This window comes from Ulvibacterium sp., from assembly GCF_965228935.1.
Classification (GTDB): domain Bacteria; phylum Bacteroidota; class Bacteroidia; order Flavobacteriales; family Flavobacteriaceae; genus Ulvibacterium.
In genome coordinates this window covers 3,080,485-3,098,541 of record NZ_OZ245846.1, presented here as the reverse complement: position 1 = coordinate 3,098,541, position 18,057 = coordinate 3,080,485, and the positions used below count along the sequence as shown (strand labels likewise).

The 18,057-nt window shown below is 41.8% G+C and carries 13 protein-coding genes; 1 reads left to right on the top strand and 12 read right to left on the bottom strand.

Going from position 1 to position 18,057, the window contains the following annotated elements:
* Positions 1–25: 25 nt before the first annotated feature.
* The 3 genes from ACO06Y_RS12995 to ACO06Y_RS12985 form a co-directional block, all read right to left on the bottom strand.
* Positions 26–1,069: a hypothetical protein gene (locus tag ACO06Y_RS12995; RefSeq protein ID WP_422079407.1), complete on the bottom strand. Its 1,044-nt coding sequence runs from the start codon at positions 1,067–1,069 to the stop codon at positions 26–28.
* A gap of 24 nt (positions 1,070–1,093) precedes the next feature.
* Positions 1,094–1,912: a DUF2490 domain-containing protein gene (locus tag ACO06Y_RS12990; protein WP_422079406.1), complete on the bottom strand. Its 819-nt coding sequence runs from the start codon at positions 1,910–1,912 to the stop codon at positions 1,094–1,096.
* Between the two features lie 124 nt (positions 1,913–2,036).
* On the bottom strand, positions 2,037–4,877 hold the full coding sequence (locus ACO06Y_RS12985; protein ID WP_422079405.1) for a CHAT domain-containing protein: 2,841 nt from the start codon (positions 4,875–4,877) through the stop codon (positions 2,037–2,039).
* 209 nt (positions 4,878–5,086) lie between these two features.
* On the opposite strand from ACO06Y_RS12985, the gene ACO06Y_RS12980 reads away from it, so the two are divergent.
* Positions 5,087–5,212: a hypothetical protein gene (locus tag ACO06Y_RS12980; protein WP_422079404.1), complete on the top strand. Its 126-nt coding sequence runs from the start codon at positions 5,087–5,089 to the stop codon at positions 5,210–5,212.
* Between the two features lie 247 nt (positions 5,213–5,459).
* On the opposite strand, the gene ACO06Y_RS12975 is transcribed toward ACO06Y_RS12980, so the two are convergent.
* The 9 genes from ACO06Y_RS12975 to ACO06Y_RS12935 form a co-directional block, all read right to left on the bottom strand.
* Complete coding sequence (locus ACO06Y_RS12975) at positions 5,460–6,821, bottom strand: S8 family serine peptidase (RefSeq protein ID WP_422079403.1); 1,362 nt, start codon at positions 6,819–6,821, stop codon at positions 5,460–5,462.
* A gap of 29 nt (positions 6,822–6,850) precedes the next feature.
* Entirely contained in the window at positions 6,851–7,534 is a 684-nt protein-coding gene (locus ACO06Y_RS12970) for a tetratricopeptide repeat protein (RefSeq protein WP_422079402.1), read from the bottom strand.
* Between the two features lie 13 nt (positions 7,535–7,547).
* Positions 7,548–8,090 carry an RNA polymerase sigma factor gene (locus ACO06Y_RS12965; protein ID WP_422079401.1) on the bottom strand — a complete coding sequence of 181 codons (543 nt, stop codon included), beginning with the start codon at positions 8,088–8,090 and terminating at the stop codon, positions 7,548–7,550.
* A 387-nt stretch (positions 8,091–8,477) separates the two neighbouring features.
* Complete coding sequence (locus tag ACO06Y_RS12960) at positions 8,478–9,089, bottom strand: hypothetical protein (protein WP_422079400.1); 612 nt, start codon at positions 9,087–9,089, stop codon at positions 8,478–8,480.
* A gap of 152 nt (positions 9,090–9,241) precedes the next feature.
* Positions 9,242–10,150 (bottom strand): glycosyl hydrolase family 17 protein, encoded by a 909-nt coding sequence (locus ACO06Y_RS12955; RefSeq protein WP_422079399.1) that lies wholly within the window; start codon positions 10,148–10,150, stop codon positions 9,242–9,244.
* A 21-nt stretch (positions 10,151–10,171) separates the two neighbouring features.
* A complete protein-coding gene (locus ACO06Y_RS12950) occupies positions 10,172–11,737 on the bottom strand; it encodes an MFS transporter (RefSeq protein WP_422079398.1) in 1,566 nt (521 codons plus the stop codon).
* 50 nt (positions 11,738–11,787) lie between these two features.
* Complete coding sequence (locus tag ACO06Y_RS12945; RefSeq protein WP_422079397.1) at positions 11,788–13,215, bottom strand: glycoside hydrolase family 30 protein; 1,428 nt, start codon at positions 13,213–13,215, stop codon at positions 11,788–11,790.
* Between the two features lie 63 nt (positions 13,216–13,278).
* The gene (locus tag ACO06Y_RS12940; RefSeq protein WP_422079396.1) at positions 13,279–14,583 is read right to left on the bottom strand and encodes a glycosyl hydrolase family 17 protein; all 1,305 of its coding nucleotides are present in this window, start codon (positions 14,581–14,583) and stop codon (positions 13,279–13,281) included.
* A 6-nt stretch (positions 14,584–14,589) separates the two neighbouring features.
* Complete coding sequence (locus tag ACO06Y_RS12935; protein ID WP_422079395.1) at positions 14,590–18,045, bottom strand: hypothetical protein; 3,456 nt, start codon at positions 18,043–18,045, stop codon at positions 14,590–14,592.
* Between the last annotated feature and the right edge of the window lie 12 nt (positions 18,046–18,057).

Here is an 18,057-nt window from a genome sequence, read left to right as displayed (position 1 = left end):
GGTATTGAAATTGGAATTCCCCGGATTACACCGCGATTTCTACTTTTGGGCCTTTTAATAAACCGTTCAGCAAGTCTGGTTCGACCAGTTTCTCCAAGGTAAGTACGGGTATACTGGATTTTTGTTCTACCTCGGACACCATCAAAGGGCTTCCGGTAAACAATCCCCCTAAGGCAAATAGCCTTTGATCGAACACTTCTTGCAACAGTTGTTCGCCGGTATGTACGGCCAGGCTATCACCACAGGATAGAATAACATGATCAATGGTTTCCGTAAAGGGAGAATGCTCCAACAAGGCACTTGTCTCCCTTTGGTACAAGCCATCGGCCACCTCAATGACCAAATAATCCGGATTGACGGCCTCCACATCCCTAAGCAAGCTTTCGTAGATGTTCATAAGGGTATTCATGGAACAGAGATAGGTTGAAGGAAAACCAAGCTCGGAGAAGTCGCTCACATAGTCCGCGCCACAATCAAAACATAACATCTTGTCCTTATTGAATATAGTACCGGTAAGTTTGATATAGGCCACTTTATGGTTCCCATTTTTTAGGCCACGGCAGAGATAAGCGGCCGTAGTGGTCTTTCCACTGTCCATACTGGAACCAATGGAAAGTATAGTCTTGAAACTACGCCGTTTGAAGGGGTTAAAGGATACGGCTTTCCTATGATGGTATATCGTATTAATGACCCCGTTCTTGTTGACGGCATAGCCAATCAGTTTGATTTTTGTCGGACCGATATCCTCAAGCTTATAGTACATGGAGGTGACATTGCCAGCCACTCCCCCCTTTCCTACCAGATCATATTCCTCTTGGTATCCTTTGGGCACGTAGGCCTCAAATTGGTTGCTGGCATAGCGGTTGCCAAAGGCCAACATAATGTGATCACCTTCAAAAATGTAGCAATTTCTTCCTTTATAGTCCTGTATGGACTTTAAGGACCCTATTTCCATAACTTCAAAAATTGCTACATCCCCTGCTTTGGGTCTATGCTCCTTGATTAGGGAGCGATTCACTTTATAATCGGCTATGTTCTTACAACTGTTTGCTTTCTTTATCGTTTTCATACTATAGGTTTTTAGAATTGAAGATTAAAGGTTTATATAGTTTGCGTTCTTTTTGGACGCCATTCTTGATCTGTTGTTTAGGTTTATGCTATAAAAGAAACTGAATGCGAGTACGGAAAAATTATTGAAGCGTCTTTTAATTTCACCATTTCTTGGATCTTGGACGTTCAATCTTCTGTAAGGACTTCCTATGTTGAACTCGGTCTGTCGCATAAAGCTCAAGCTGGCACTGGCCCTTTTGAAAGGTCTAAAGCGAACCCCCAACCGTATTCGATGGGCGTGCAATCCATTTGGGGATTGCCGCACCAACTTGTCCCCATTATTATCGCGATATTGAAAGGGTCTACCATCCAGATAATAATGTAGCTCGTTGGTAAGATAGGGAGTGATATCCAGTGGTAAACCCCAATCGCCTGCATGAAGTCTGAGCGCGTATCGGATGCGATATTCAAATTTGCTACGCTCGGGGAAATGCCATTCCGGCCTTAGTGTATGGGCTATTCTCAATTTCCCCCATCGCTGTGATAATCTAAATCTTGTTTCGATCCTATTCCTCGCCTGCTGGTCGGGATCGGCGGGATCTGATGATCGGATATATCCAAACCCCACTCGAAAACGACGGTTAAAGCGATAGTCGATTCGGGCACTATTCTGAAGCGAAGTCAAATCCATGTTCTCATCAAAAAGATACAATTGGCCTGCCCGTATTCTCCATTCATTGGTGATTTTTGTGCTCCAGGAATGTCCGGTCCAAACTTTCAGGTCCTCTTGGGCCACCAGGTTGGTATTCGTAACAATAAAAAAGAATAAAGGCAGAAAAGCTTTGGGTTTAAGGATTTTCATTTTTTCGGGTATATGAGTAATTATTTGTTTCTTACTCCTATAAGGAAGAAATGGAAATAACGTGACACCCTTTACCCATTTTAAAAGATAGAGGAAACGATTATCCTTTTTAAATGGATGTTATCTATTTGGTATTCAAATGTTTTCGAAGGAAACTATACCCCAAAAGAATAAGGGGCAAGATCAGTAAAAGTACCCAGATGTATGGAAATTTGCCCTCTGGAGCGGTAGCGTCCACCTCTCCCAAAATGATGAAGTTGGCCCAATAGTATGGATGTTTTTGACTCGGGGTCGCCATTTCAAGGTAGTCCAATTTGGCCTGCCTCAACGCCATATCGGTAGAAGACCCGTGCCTGATATTCTCCAAAAACGAGGTGGTAATCTGTAGGGAACTGGCCTCACTGGCATTCCATAGGCTAGAAAGTATGTTACGGGCACCCCCCAACAAAAATGCCCGGCTCATCCCTTGAACCCCTTCACCCTGGTATATCTTCCCACTGGCGGAATGGCAGGCGCTCAACAGTACCAGTTCGGCCTTAAGCCGATTTTGATAGAGATCCTGGGGCGACAATAGATACTCCTTTCCGGAGTCATCAAAAATAATACAGGAACGGTGGGGATCATCGAAATCGACCAATCCGTGTAACGACAGATGTACAATTTTAGCATTGTTGGCGTATTCCAAAAAATTATCCAACGTAGCGCGGTCATTAATAAACGTTGTCCCTTGAAAAATAGCGGCCGCCTGTTCAATTTCCTGTTGGGACATCGTGAGTTGGCCCAAGATCTCATCTCCGAAAAATCGCTTTTTGGAACGAAGTTTTTGGTTTAAGAGTTCACTGTATTCCGTCCCAAAACCCACATACTCCATTTGGGGTACCCTACCTGTTGGTTTCCCTTGATCCAATAAAGCAGCGGCATAAGCGTAGGAAACGGCGTAATCCTCGATCAAATAGGTACCACCATTGGAAAGAGCCTCAAAGGAAACGGAATGAAGCGGGCCATCCGGGATAATACATAATCTTTGGATCTTCTTCCCTATTTTGTTCAATCCCTCCTGAAGTGTTTTTTGAAATATTTCCTGGGATAGGGATTCCGAAATAGGGTTTAAAGGAGAGTTGCATTGATCTACAAATGTGGTAATCGCGGTTCTAAGATTTTGGGGGAACGGCAGGGTTTGGGAAAAGAAATGGTCTTTGGTTATCCAAAAACCGTGCATGGTCGTATCGGATACAAAAAACTCCAAAACTGCCAAGTCTTCGGGTATTTGCCCTTGTATTTCCTCAACTTTGGGGACTTGTAAAAACTTATAGCGTTTGTTATAATATTCTGGTCTGTTTTGTTCTACCCTTTGTAAAAATGCGTCCAGTTCATTTTGGGATACTAAATATTCCTGTAAAAGCGAATCTTTTACATCTTCTGGGGCTTCAAAAAGCAAATCCTGTAGGTGGTCCATTTTTTTTCGAAGAGATTGCTCCTCTGCTACAATGGCCTCGGTGGTGTTCGTTGCAAGGGCATTTATCCGGTTTAGTTCCTGCTGCAATATCAGGGCTTTTGTTTTGGATGAAAATTGATAGGCCTCTTCCAAATAAAACTTGTCATTAGTGAGTTTATACAATCGCAACGCATCTTTTATCGCCTCTCCATAATGGTCAATACGTATTTCAAAAAAATCCAATTTTGATTGTTGAAATTGAAATGAAAGCAGTCCGCGTTTGACTAGTGAATCTATCTTATGTTGCGCATTTAAAGAGGCATTGAGGAATGCAACGTTTCCGGAGTTTTGATACCTGGCCTCAAAAATCTTGGTCTTGAGCTCAATTAGCCGAATGAGTTGTTCATCATCACGAGCTTTGGATTTCCGTATAATGGGCAAATGATGGGAATCAAAGGTATCTTCCGGCAAAAGCATTTCAAATGCCTGGCCTAAGTGGTGATCGGCCCTCCCCAAGGTTCCTTTTTCAATAAGAATATCACATAAGTTTTCATAGGCAAGTGCTATTTCGTGTTGGCTTTCTCCGTTTAAATAAAGTGCTTTTCGTATGTTGAGCACCCGATACATATTTTTCTCGGCTTTAGTCAATTCTCTCTCTTCTAATTGAATCATAGCGACCAGTTCCAAGGCAATGGAATAATAGAAGGGATCCGCTTGTTCATTTAATAATTCCAAAGCTTCTTTAGCCATTTGCCCTGCATTGGCATATTCTTTAAGTTCCAAATGGGTGGTTCCTGCATTTAAGTACACCCAAGCCAAATTAAGCTTATCTATTGTGGTTGGAGAGGATTTATATATTGATAAGGCCTTATCAATATATCTTTTGGTGTCTTCATAATCCTTAAAACTCAAACTCAATGCAATAAGTTCATTTAATACCTCGAACCTCCATGCTTCGGTATCATCAAATTCCTGATAAAGACCGATAGCTTTGCGATAGTATAGCTCAGAACGGAAAGCGTCATTTAGTTTATGGTAAAAATTGCCGATACCATAATACTTATCAGCCAAATCCAATCGGGGATACTTGGCATCATTTTCAATGATATAAAGTGCCTCGTCAATATACAATTTAGCGGATTCCCAATCATTGACATAATGGTAGGACATACCCATATTATAAATGGTATTGGCTCGTTCAGAAGGTGATACTTGAGGACAATTTTCCCAAACATTAAAAATTACATCTCTGTAGTATGTAATGGCTTCCGAATCTCTGAGGAGGCTATAATAGGACACTCCAATTTTGTGTAATAGTTTCCCTTTGCGGTAACAATCCAATTCTTGATAAGCAGGCTGCTGAACCAATTTTTCAATCAACTCTAAATTGGCTTCGTAGCGTTCTTGTTCAATGTTCTCATTGATGATCTGGTAATATTTTAGAAAGAAGTCTTCATGGGTATTACCTGTCCAGGAGATGGTCAGCAATACTGTGCATAAAAGTAGGATGATACGATTAACGGCTATCAATTTAGGCTTGTTACGGGTTCAATTCAGGGTATTAGTACACAATAATCGATATGGGTAATTTATGAAATATATAGGTAGCTTACAATGTCCCTTTTGTAATCTATGTATAGCGTATATGTAAGAATTAACAATTTTTTTATTACAAAAAAACAACTTTTTTAAGCATTTTTGAGGTTATTTACTATATTGAAATCTTAAATTATACTCCTATGAAAAATAAATCGATTACTTCCTTTAAGAAAAAATCCACGGTAGTATTGTCCAAAGAACAGATGAACAAGGTCCTTGGTGGTGGACAAATAGCAAGAGCTAAGAGAAGAGCCAGATTAAAATAATCCCAATATAAGTTTGGATACTTTGAGAATAGTGCCTAAAACAAAACGGACAATTGATTGTCCGTTTTGTTTAGTTGTATATTTCAAGAGATTTAACGAAATCTATATAATTATAGGTTTTTGGATATTACATGACTTTTTCCATACTGCCAATTTAAATTGAGGTTAAAGAAAGCTCTTCCCTAATAGCTAGTAATCAAGGGAAAGTATCCAGCAGGGCTTTGTTAGTGGAGTTCATTCCAATTTATCAATTACAATTTTCTCCTAAATTATCAAATGCTGCGGAAAAATCAATCGCTCCGTTGGAAGCCACCTTTTCAAACAAATCCGGAGCTGGTGTCGAGGTGCTTATCAAGGTACAACGGATTTGTTGATGGTCGAACGTAGCTTGATGTGTTCCTAAAATTGCCGCCATAGCGGCCACATTGGCAGATGAGAACGAGGTACCCGATTTAGTGTCCATCCCCATTGTTAGGTTGGGGCCGGGAACATTCTCTCCGAGTAGACCTACATCTACACTTTGCTTCCCGTAACTACTAAACGGGCTTAACTTGTTGTTGCAATCCGTTGATGCCACGGATAATATATTATCGTTAGGATAGGAAGCTGGAAACGATACAATAGCATCTACATCATTATTTTTATTGGTATTGCCCGCCGATGCTACAATAAGGGCTCCCATTTGTTCCGCATAATCAACGGCCAGTTTTAAAGGTCTGCCTGTAGGATCCGTATTGCTATTTTGGTATCCAAAACTGAAATTCAAAATATGCGCACCGTCATTCACCGCATCCAGAACAGCGGGAATAAGATTTGAGACAAATCCTTGCCCAAGCTTATCATGGGTCTTTCGAATATCAAAAGAAACCGTTGAACCCACATTTCCTTCTTGACTTAGAAGATGGTGAATAAGACCTGCCACGTGAGTACCATGGCCATTTTCGTCCTCAGGTATCTCATCATCGTCAACATAATCATATCCTGTGTAACCCTCAATAGCAAAGGAATACCCTGGGATATCTAGCCCTGTCAAACCTGTAATACCTGTATCAAAAATAGAAATCTTTATGGCATTTGCTCCCAGTGGATATTGTGGAACAATGCCTTCAAAACAAGAAAGCGGGGGAACACCTGTTGGTTGGGATATTATCGAACCAATATTGAAATTAACTTCTTTCACCCTGGTTCTTCCCCTCGCTCTGGCTACATGGCCATCAATATTGGTCACGTTCTCCCCTCCCATACTGGTATAGGGAAACATTACCGTATTCCATAACCTTAAATTAATCTCCTCACGGAACCATACCTCTTCGGAATTTAGATCCTCCAGCAGATCCTCAACCTCATCTTCGGAAATATCGGGATCCAATCGTACAAAGTACAAAGTTGGATGCCGGATTACCTCTTCATCATCTTCATCGTCGTCATCGTCATCGTCGTCATCATCGTCGTCGTCGGTTTTTCCGGCATCATCATCTTTGTCATCGTCATCGTCCTGTGACAATTCACTGTCTATCAGGTCTTCCTCCAAATCCGTACTACAGGAGGGGATACATAAGAGTAAACTAATAAGCAGTACTAACAGTAAACCATATCGGGGCGTTTTCATATCACTTTTTTTAAATGTTCCTATTTTTATTATTTGTTTTTCATCTTTTCCAGAAGCGAACGGGCTTCTTTATATTTCCATGCATTTGGATCTATTCCGTTCAAGGTTTCTTCAGCTTTTTCAGTATCCCCTTCCAATAGCTGGGCCAAACCCATAAACCAACGCGCTTCTTCCATAAATCGTTCACTGGTGGCCATACTTTTCTCAAAATTGCCGATCGCCGGACCATACTGTTCATCCATTAGATAGGATAGACCCAAGTAATAGCTATCTTCCGCTGTGGGAGACGTCAAGGTATTAAAATGCGTAATAGCATTGGAAAAATCTCCGTTGTTAAAGGAAGCGATAGCTTGTGATCGCTGCCTTTCCATAGTAGAATCCGCCCCCTTGAATGTGCCTGGGTGGCTAAAATGCTGCTCTTGCAGGTACTGCTGGGCCAACAACTGCGGGTTGTCCATACTGGTATTGGGGTAGAACACCAAAGCTATCAAAATACTAATGCTGGCAGCAGCGGCAAGTATATATCCCAAATATCTTACCTTGGTCTTCCTTTTTCCATGCTCTCGGGTAATACCATGTTCTTGATCCAAGGTTTTTGCCAGGCGTTTTCGAAGGTCTGCATCCATTTCTTGTGTAATAAGTTCCTCCAGGATTGCATCCGCCTCCTTTTCAGGTAGCTTCTCGGTTAAAAATTTATGTAGTTTTTCTTCCATTACGATTTCAATTTCAGACATTGATCAAATCCTTCAATTTTTTTACACACCGCTCTTTTTGCTTTCTTACCGTAGCAGGTGTTTTTGATAATTCCTCGGCTATCTCCAATAATTTCATTTTGCCGTAATAATGTTTGGTCAACAAATCCTTACAGTTATCCCCAAGCTTTTGCCAGGCCAGATGGAACTGTTGTGGTACCTCTTGAGGCTCACTTTCCGGTAAATACTGCTCCTGGGCCAGGTCATTCTCCAAGGTACGGATGGTATTTTTTTTATTTCTTAGATACATTTGTGAGGCCATTTTGGTAAACAAAAAACGTAAGTTGCCGTAATGTAACTTGCCTTGGACAAAACGTAGCCTAAATGCTATCAGGGCATCCATGGCCGCATCGTACGCATCCTCATGATCGGCACTATATTCACGTTTTAAATAGACCAATGTTTCTCCAAATTGTTTTGTAAATACTTGCTCAAAAAAATGAGTTTCATTTTTTTTTAGATCAACGACCAACTGTTCAAAAGCAGTAGGTGTCAGTCCAAAATTTTTGTGTTCCATTCCTTTTATTGGGTTTAGTCTCGGGTACCGTCAAAGACTAATATAGTAAGAAAAACATAGTTGTCGTTTCATCCATCCCTTGACCCAATTAATATTCTTTCTTTAGGTATATAAGTTGGACAAGACGAAAACGTGACACTAAAAAATGAAATTATTTTTGGGGGCCTTCATATTCCCACTTCCCAATTGAAAGCGAGTTAATGAAAATAGAGGTGCAACTTACCGAAACCCGTAAGATGAAGAAGAAGAAAGTGATTTGCTTTTACAATTCACCTTTGGTAGTGCTGGGATGATGGAAATGGATTTGGCGCACCGTTGGATATATACTAGTCCGTTTGTGTATTAAGAACCTAGCAAATGTAACCTGAAAATAACTTTAACCGATAATTAATGCACACCACGACAATTGTTTTCCAAGGTAATCCTAAGTCGATCTATCTCGGAAGCACCAGAAGGTAATTCGTCCTGCAGTAATCCCACATAATCATTGGCCGCTTTCCATTTTTCAATGGTCTCGCTAAAAAATCGCGAAGCCAATGTATCTGTTTCATAAACGAACAGCTGATACGATTCGCCCTGGTCACCTCCAAATCGGGTAACTACCTGCCACCTGCCATCTTCCTTGTATGAGGTGTTGGTGTAGTCCGACTGTGGATAATATTTGTTGTCCGCGGGTTTTAGCAACACCCAAATGTCTTTATTGTGTGTTTCAGGATATACACCCATGGTAAGAATACGGCATTTAACCGTGTCGCCTTCAATTGGAGAGATAACTTGAACCTTCTTTATAGGATATTCCACTTGCAGTTTATTTCCGGTATGGAAAACTTCCATATGGGCCTTAGGCTGTAAGACCCCATAACCAAAACCCCCATAAAGCAAAAGTGCTGCCCCAATGATGGCCATAGCTATCTTAACATTGGCATTCTTGTTATAAAATATTGCCGCCAGTACACAAATAATACCTGCAATTACTGAAATTAAAACACTTGTTAACATCCTTAAATTGTTTAAATTAACACTACTGCTTTTACGAAACCAAACAACCGCATTTAGCAAATCACAATGATTTGAAGTAGATTCAACCCTAGTTTTTGTCAAATGGTTAAATCCAGCTTTATGTAAAACATCCTTTTGCCAAAAAGGACAACTTAATATTTCAGGTTTTCGTCCTTATCCCATAGTCCCCAGTAGGCCCCTACATCGCCTTCAGTGCCTACTTTCCATGATTCGTCAAATGAGGAAAAATAAAACATTTCAATAGTATCCTTGGCGGACCATAATTGTGCATTGATGAAGTACTTCATCGCATTCTCCTCAGATGAAATCGCACCTCTTAAGCTGCTGCCCTTACTAGGCCAACCGGTTTCCGTTATAATTACCTTTTTACCGTTACCGGCATCGGTGGCCTGACCGAACATTTGTTGCATGTGATTTAGTGAATGTTCAATGCTACAGCCTTCCCAGTACGGGTAACAGTTTGACAATATCACATCACAGGCCTCGGCAATACGCGGTCGATGTGAGAACTCGTAGTATGCATCCACATATCCCACTGTGATTTCCGGCAGGGCTTCCTTTACCAAATAAATGTAGTCCAATAATTGATCTTCCGTTAAATCATTTCGATATAAAACCTCATTACCTACAGCGGCAATGTCAACGTAGCCTTCATTTGCCAATGAAATCAGACTTTCTATTTCAGCCTCGTTCATTCCCAAATCATGGCCCAACCAAGCACCTACCATGGTCTTCAGACCATTTTGATGCGCAATACGCGGAATGTGTTCATTCCCCTCCACACAAGAAAAGGAGCGTACCCATTTCGTATAAGGTTTTATGATTTGAATTCTACGTATCACCTGCTCCTCGGTAATAATATCCCCTGGCTTTTGTCCGTCTTCGTACATACTAAAACATAGCCCATGCATGCCATTCTCTAAAGTGGCTTTCCACAATTTTCTTAATTCCCCTGTGGAATACTTGCTAAAATCTACACCCTTATAATCCGTGAAATTTGCCGAACGGATCAAGTAATCATGTTCTCCTCGATATGACATTAGTTGTAATTTAGTTATTGTTTATAGTTTTCCCCTACGCGCTTCTAATTCCGCCTTAATTTCCCTGGCCTTCTTTTCCGTAAGACTATACTTCCACATGACCCAAACGGCCAGTGCCGCTGTAAGTGACGGAACCAATATATCGGCTATCCTAAGGTTATTCATGGTTTCCAGGGACTGTTCGGTCACATTGGGGTCAAATCCCACAATACTTAAAATCACTCCACCCAAAACCAGTGCAATGGACTGACCTATTTTGACCATGAGCCAATAGATAGCGCCAAAAGTACCTTCTTTCCTCGGCATGCCATTTTCCAATTCGTCCAAATCACAGACATCTGCCGTCATGGACATCATTAAGGTGAACAGTCCGCCCATCCCGAAAGCAAATAAGGGTATGGGCACAAAGATCAACCAAGGTATTTCATTACCGGGATCAATGGAAAACCATGACATCCCCACACTGTCCAGCATTGGGTTTAAGGATTCAAAAATTGATCCGACGCCAGAAGTTAAGCTCTTTCCTAAACCGGTTTGATTAAATTGGCTATTTAGCTCCTTGTCAAAGCCCCACCATTTTAAGAGGTACCCTAGTATCGATATGACCGTAGAAATAATAAAGGCTCTTTTCTTGCCCCATTTATCCGACATTTTAGAAATAATCGGTATTACCAAAAATGCGGTTATCATGGCATTGATCGTATTGAACCAAGCAGGCCAAGTGCCTGCCACTTCGTAACTGCCGCTATACATATAAAACACAATGATGAAAACGCCAAATGCCGCTACAAGCTGAAAGCCGTTAAAAACCAAAAAAGTTGCCCCGCACAATTTCATAAAAGGTTTATTCTTGGAAACTTGAATAATCCCTGCCAATAAGTCTTTCATATTGGAAGCAAGTGATTTGAAATTGATTTCTTTTCGATTCTCCATATGGGATGAGTCAATACCCCTGCAAAACAATGCGGGAAGAATTCCAAAGACTACACATAACGCACCCACAATAAGGGCCATGGTCCGTACTCCTTCGGTTTGTGTGTTAAAGGTGTTGGAATCCGGGATAATTACATATAACCAAGGTACGATCATCCACGCAACTTGTCCCATAGTATTGGAAAAAGCCATGAGTCGCGTACGCTCGTTATAATCCGAGGTCATTTCATAGCCAAGACCAACCAATGGCGTCGCAAACATGGTATTGCCAATAAGGAATAATAATTGGAGAATCATCACATGCCAAATGATATAGGATTGTGATGCATTGTCATCGATCTGCCACATTAAAAAGAAAAGTATACCGCTTACAATGGCACCAACAAAAATATAGGGTCTTCGTCTTCCCCACCTAGATTTGGTATTGTCGGAAATAAAACCCATTATGGGGTCGGTTATCGAGTCGAATATTCGTGGCAAGCCACCCAAGAGTCCGGCCCATAAGGGATCCACCCCCCACGCGGTCAACAAAAAGAATTGGATAAAAACGCCAAGTGTTCCCGGTAAAATATTCAATATGAAATGACCTGCCCCAAAAGCGGCTTTTTGCCCTACCGGGACTTTATCCATAGAAAGTGTTTTTACTTGACTCATGATTCCCTAATTTAATGGTTGGCATATTATATGGGTTGTGCTCTATAATTTCATTTAATTACTATAGTTTGAATGGCTTGGGCACTAATTTTGACTTTGGAACTTTGTTCCCCTAAGGAGAGTTCCAAGTTTTTATCGTCTTGGCCTTGATTAAAAACCACCATGGCAATGGATCCATCAGGGTTTTTGCAAGCCGTGGCCAAAAGAGACGTATCAGTCTTTGTCAATCCTATTCTTTTAGATCCGGGACGGATAAATTTGCTAAAGTGGGCCATTGTGTAATAAATAGGGGTAAAATACACTTCGTCATTTTCCGGGTCGACAATGATCGGTGCCACACACCAGTTTTTGAACCAGTTGGGGCCACCTTGCCGATCCAGCACCATATTCCAGTCGATCCACCCATCTACCCAATTATTCAAGCAACCGATGATGTCCCTGGCATAGCGATACACCGGTGCATATTTTGGGTGTAAGTGCTTGTCTTCCTCGGGTGCCCAATCCCATCCCCAATCAGTGGCTTCCTTGGACCAGTACCATTGGTCATTCTGCCATTTGGGCACCTCTGCATCCACACAGGCTTCCGTTTGTATCAAATGCTTATCGGGTGCCTTGTTATGTGCATATTGCAATGCCTCGGGAAAAACCTCATAAGTGCTTGCATACCAATGTATAGCCGTGCCATCATAGTATTTTGAAGTGGCCGGGGTCTTATACATTTCATCTACCCATTCCCTTAAATGCTCACGGTTTTGGTCATAGCCCAGTATTTTTACATTGTGACCGTCACGCTCCAATTGGGGTCCAAGATAATCCTTTACAAAATCCGTCATTTCCTGGGCGGTAAAATGCATACTCTCCCAATTGTTATCATTGCCCAAAGGTTCGTTCTCTACGGTAAAACCCCAAATATCTATTCCTTCGGCCTTGTACGCATCCAAATACTTTGAGAAAAACAACGCCCAGGTTTCATTGTACTCCGGCAATAACTTGCCTCCGCGCCAATCGTTGTTGTCCTTCATCCATGGTGGTGCCGTCCAGGGTGAAGCCACTATTTTAAACCCATCCTTGGATAGGGCCATTGCTTCTTGAATCATAAGGACAATATCATTACGGTCCTCATCAATGGAGAAGCTCTTCAATTCCCTATCGTCCTCCATTGGCGCATAGGAATAGTTACCCAATGAAAAATCACAGGAATTCATATGCGTTCGCGTTAAGGAGTATTTTGCACCGTCCTCTCCAAAATAAGCCTCCAAAATCTTGCGACGGTTTTGTTTGCCCAACGTATTCAACAGGTGGGCCGAGGCTTCGGTAAAAGAACCTCCAAATCCCGTAATGGTTTGAAATGTCCGTTCTGGAAACAGTTTTATTTCGGTTGCATTTTCACTCGAAGAAAACTCATTTATCTCCTTTAATTTGTGGCCGCTGGCCGAAGTCTCATAAACGGTTACTTGTAATGGTTTTTGTTTTTCCATACAACCTATCATTATGAAAAATATTGGTAACAGTAAATAACCTCCGGTCTTTTTCATGTTCTCCTAGTTTGGCTGAACGATTTGTTCTTTTGCAGGGGGAACCAAGACATCTTGCATTAATGCCTCCATATTACCGTTATAGGTTTTTGTTATGGGATTTCCGCTTCGTGTCAGTCCTTGGAAAGTACCTTTATCCACCAAGTCCCAAAGGGCATATTTGGCCTTTCCATCTATCGTGAACAGGCCAAAGTGATTTTCGGAACCGTGAGGGTTTTTAGCATCCTTCCAGTGCTCGTTGAACGCTTCAAAATAGAAACAGGAAATACCCTCGGCATTGGTCCAGTCGCGCATTGCCTTATAATATAGTGCCTCTTTGTATTCGTCAGTGGCTTTTGAGCCTTTGGGGCCATAATGTCCATTGGAGACCGTTGCCCAGCCCGTTTCCCCTATATGCACTGGTTTGTTTACACCCAAACTTTTCATATAGTCGACTACACTTTTGTACTGTGCCATGGCATAGGCCTTTGCCCTAAGCATGGCAGCTGCAATCTTTTCTGTATCGGTCAGGGTGTTTTCGCTTTCGGCAACGCCCCAGAATGCCGGATTGTAATGCGTGTCGTGCATGGGATAGGTATGTGCCGAAATGAAATCCACCGCTTGAATCAATTTATTCAAATCCTCAACATGGTATTCGGCATCGCCTCCTCCCCAAGAGGCAAAATTATCCGAGCTGGTAATCCAAAGGTCTTTAGGAAGTTTATTGGATTTTTTTAAATCCTGAAGGTGATTTACCCATTTTAGGATAACCCATGGCTGTACGTAATAACTAGTAGCCCATTTTACCATGGCTTCATTGCCGACCGCTATGACCTTGACAATATCAGGATATAGATTTGCCAATCTTACGGCTTCTTCAATCTCTACTGCATTTCTTTCACTTTCTTGTGTATGATCCGGTTCCAGGTCGGTCCATGCATTTTTGCAGTCTATCCATGCCCCCAGCATAACGTACATTTCAAAGTTGGGATCCTCTTTTTTCAATTCACTGATCGCCTTCAGTACATTTGCTGCATGGGGCAAATGTACTTTATAGGTCCGCAAAACCTTTATCCCCATGGCCACCAAGATCTTCATATCTTCCTTCAGTTCGCCCAAAGTGGGTTCAATATCATGATCCACATGTCTGTATCCCCCATAGGAAATCGCTAAATAATCCGGGTTTCCTAAAATATCCTTTGCACTTAAATCCGATGCTTCTTTCACGATCTCAATTTTGTTTTCTTCCGTTGTCTTGTTTTTGCAGGAGAGGACAGATGCCAACAACAGCACACATGTTATCGTTCTTATGCTATTTTTTTTGTGGTTCATGCCATTTTATTTTTTGATGGATACCATGATCTTCTCAATTTCCCCGCTTCTATCAAAAACTTTGATACTTGTTTGGAAATCAAGTTTTAAGGTATCAAATTCCAGTATGGAACTTGTATTGAATGTTACTTTTATACCTTCTTTGTCCGCCCGTTGATAAATGACCGGAACCTGACAATAGGTAAAACAAAGGGAATCCTTTTCCAGTTTAATCTGCTTGAACTCCCCATTAACGGCAATGTACCTGAATATCGAGGGTTCCCTTAAAAATTCCGTATTTCTCAATAATTGGGGGTCAAAGAGTAGCTGCCCCTCATGAACAAAAACACCCAATTCACCAAACCTGCCCAGGATATCCTCTTTTACCTGGCCCGTCATACCCGGCTGTTGCGCTCCCTTACCACTAGGCGTGTGGGAGTAGGGATCCGTTGGGAAAGCACCATATAGTTCGGGGGATTTGTGTACACCAATTCCCTCGTTGATTTCATAGTAATGCTCCAATAACCTACCGATAATTTCCTCGCTTTCTTTCTCCGTAATGGCATTTAGACAGGTTTCCTGAACGGCAAGCAGCAGCTTTGAGACCATATGCCAGTAAATCGATCCCAAACCTTCATAGCCAAAAAAAGTGCCTGAACGGCCGGTAAAGGCCTTATGGTTAAAGACCTCTTCAAAAACATGCAATAGCAATTCCCTATCCTTTTGAACCAAACCTTGATATTTTTTAGGTAGTCGGGACAAGGCAGTTTGTAAACTATTGGCATTGTTAAAAGTTCCATTGAAATGGTATTCCCCATTACTATCCCTATCAATAATTTGGGTATTACCATCCTCCAAAAGTTTTAGAATCAATTCTGATTTCCCGATCTCACTGGACGGAATATTGTTTTTATCCAAAAACCTTGGGAGTTCCTTATTGGGGTAGAGCAAATAGCTGTATTGGTCGTCCCTGAAAAGCTTGCTATTTTTAAGTGCGTCCAACAGTTCCAGAGAGGCCCTGGCCGAAATATGACCGGAACTTAAAACCGCTACCTGACCTTCCAACATTTCGGCCAAATGAGCAATGGAAACCTTCGTATGGTTCTCCACAGTCATCAAATTATAGGCATGATACAAATTGTCCGGGCGTTTGTTGGCTTCTATACTATGTTCCAAATAGTTTATCGTGACTTCAATAAACTGAACGATGTCTTCCTTGGCAAGCCCACCCGTTTTACCGCTAAAACCGATATTGTAAATCCGATTCCGGTATTTGCTTCCGGCTTCCCCAAGCCCATCCATTACGGTTTTCCTATCCGTATCGGAAACCCTGTCGGACAATACGGATAGATTATTAACCAGTGCTAGACGTGTTTCATTGAAAAACTCAAGGAGTTCCTCGGAAATTTGATACTCGGCATCAGGCCCATTCCTGACAATTGTCCCAAAAAAGTCTAAAAATCGTTTTAAATAATAAAGTGTCACCATGGAAACGCCGTTGCCCACCAGGGCGTTATTGGCATCGTTCCATTCAGGTCTTTGGGTGTTCATCCAAATACCCCCTTCCGGAATAAAGTTGGATACCTTTGCCAAGGTGGTGGCCAGTAATTTTTCCAGCAGGTTTACACCATGGATGGTTTCATTTGAATCTTTCAATAGAGCCCCATCGGCACCTAGTTGTTCGCGTTCCCTATTGATACCAGCATCCAAATCCGCATCAAAAACAATAGTATCCTTAGGATTCGCCAGAATAGCTTTATAGTCCTTTATCTTGTAGGGTACATTGGCATATACAAAAATATTCTCGTGGAAATAAGAAGCCAGTCCATTGGGATAGTGTCGTTCCATAAACTCCAGGAACTTCAACAGGTAAATAATCTGATGGTCGCCCCAATATCCGATATAGGACCATGGGTCGTCCGGTTCTATGGTCTCCCAATCAAAGCCACTTTTGGTAACCCGATAGGGATTGTAACCGTCAAAGGTGGTTGCATTGAGAAATTTATGGATCATGCTTTCGATAAAGGCAGGATAGGAATGTGCCAACGCCTCCCAGTTCTGAAAAATATCGCGCCAGTTCCCTTCATAGTCCAATACCTTTTTGCCATCGTCCGTTTCCGTATTTATGGAGAACTTATTCCATGGGCGACTTGGGTCGCCATGCCTTCTACTAAACTTTAGGGGCATATATTCAAAAGCGAGCCTTTTGAAATTACCGTCCTTATAGTCGTCGGCAATCTGCTTTAGATGAGCTAATGTAAATCGTTCTGGGAGTTGTTCTAAACTTTCTTGCCTCTTTTGAAATACATTGCTGTTGGCCTTCTTGATATATGCCACGAAATCCGATTTCCCGATTTCATAATTGTTATCAAAAATGCCGCCCCGCATGATGTTGAAGAGCGTATTGGCAAAATGCCTGGTATTCCGCATGGTATCGGCCGTCAACTGTAGGGCGTCCGCCGCACTGTTGAGCCTTAGCAATTGTTTGGATCCTTCCTGAATATCTTTCTCGATCAGGCCCATAAGGTTATCCCCCGTTTTAATCAAACGGGAAACTTTGGCAATATCCGCTCGGGATTGGTTCACTTCGGCAATCAACATCCAATTTTGATTCGTACTAGCAGCAAGCACCACATCCGCACAAATAAAATAGGCTCCCTTTTCCGCTTTTATATCGACCTCTTGTTCAATTTCCCGTCCTTTTTTAAAGGCATCCGACTGCAAGGAGGAAACCAGAAACTTTGCCTTTTCCAATCCCGTGGACCAGACCGTGGTAGCCTTTAGTGCTTCGCTTGGTTCCGCCCTGTCCACAATAACGGCGCTCAAGGCATAAATACCCAATCCTATTTCGGCTTCCAACTCGTTCCTCTTGTACGCATCGACCAGATTGCTACTGGCATTCTGCATGCCAGAATTGACCCCATAAGGCATAATATTCTGGATACCGTCCAAAACCGTGGCCCTTATCTCACCCTTGCCATTGTTAATAAGGGTCGACTTTTTCACAAAACCGAACTGGCTACTGAAATTCCAATGGTATTGGAACGTCAACCTTAAATCCTCATTGATCTCCTCAAAAACAATTTTATTGCCATAGGTATTTTTATAGAGGTTTCTATGGATTTTATAGATTCCCGTATAGTCTTCAGAGAAAGGCTCCCACAACAAGACCTTCCCTTCCCAATGAACCCGAAACACCGTTTTACTCCCGGTTATATCAGCAGTTTCGGTGATTTTATCATCCGTGTAATATGGAAATAAGGCCGATTCCGAATTTCGCCTTCCAGCGGTTAGCCCCCCGTTACTGGAAATGAACATCCAATGGTTGGAAGGGCTCACAATGCTCATAAAAAAGGGACGCATGGCATCATAGTTTGAAATCCTGTAATACGTTTCATTTTCAAACTGAACCTGTTCTCCCTTAATCTCTTTTGAAGTGGTCCTTACCTTGGAATTTCCTACGTAAATATCCTTTTCAGACATTTCAGATTTTTA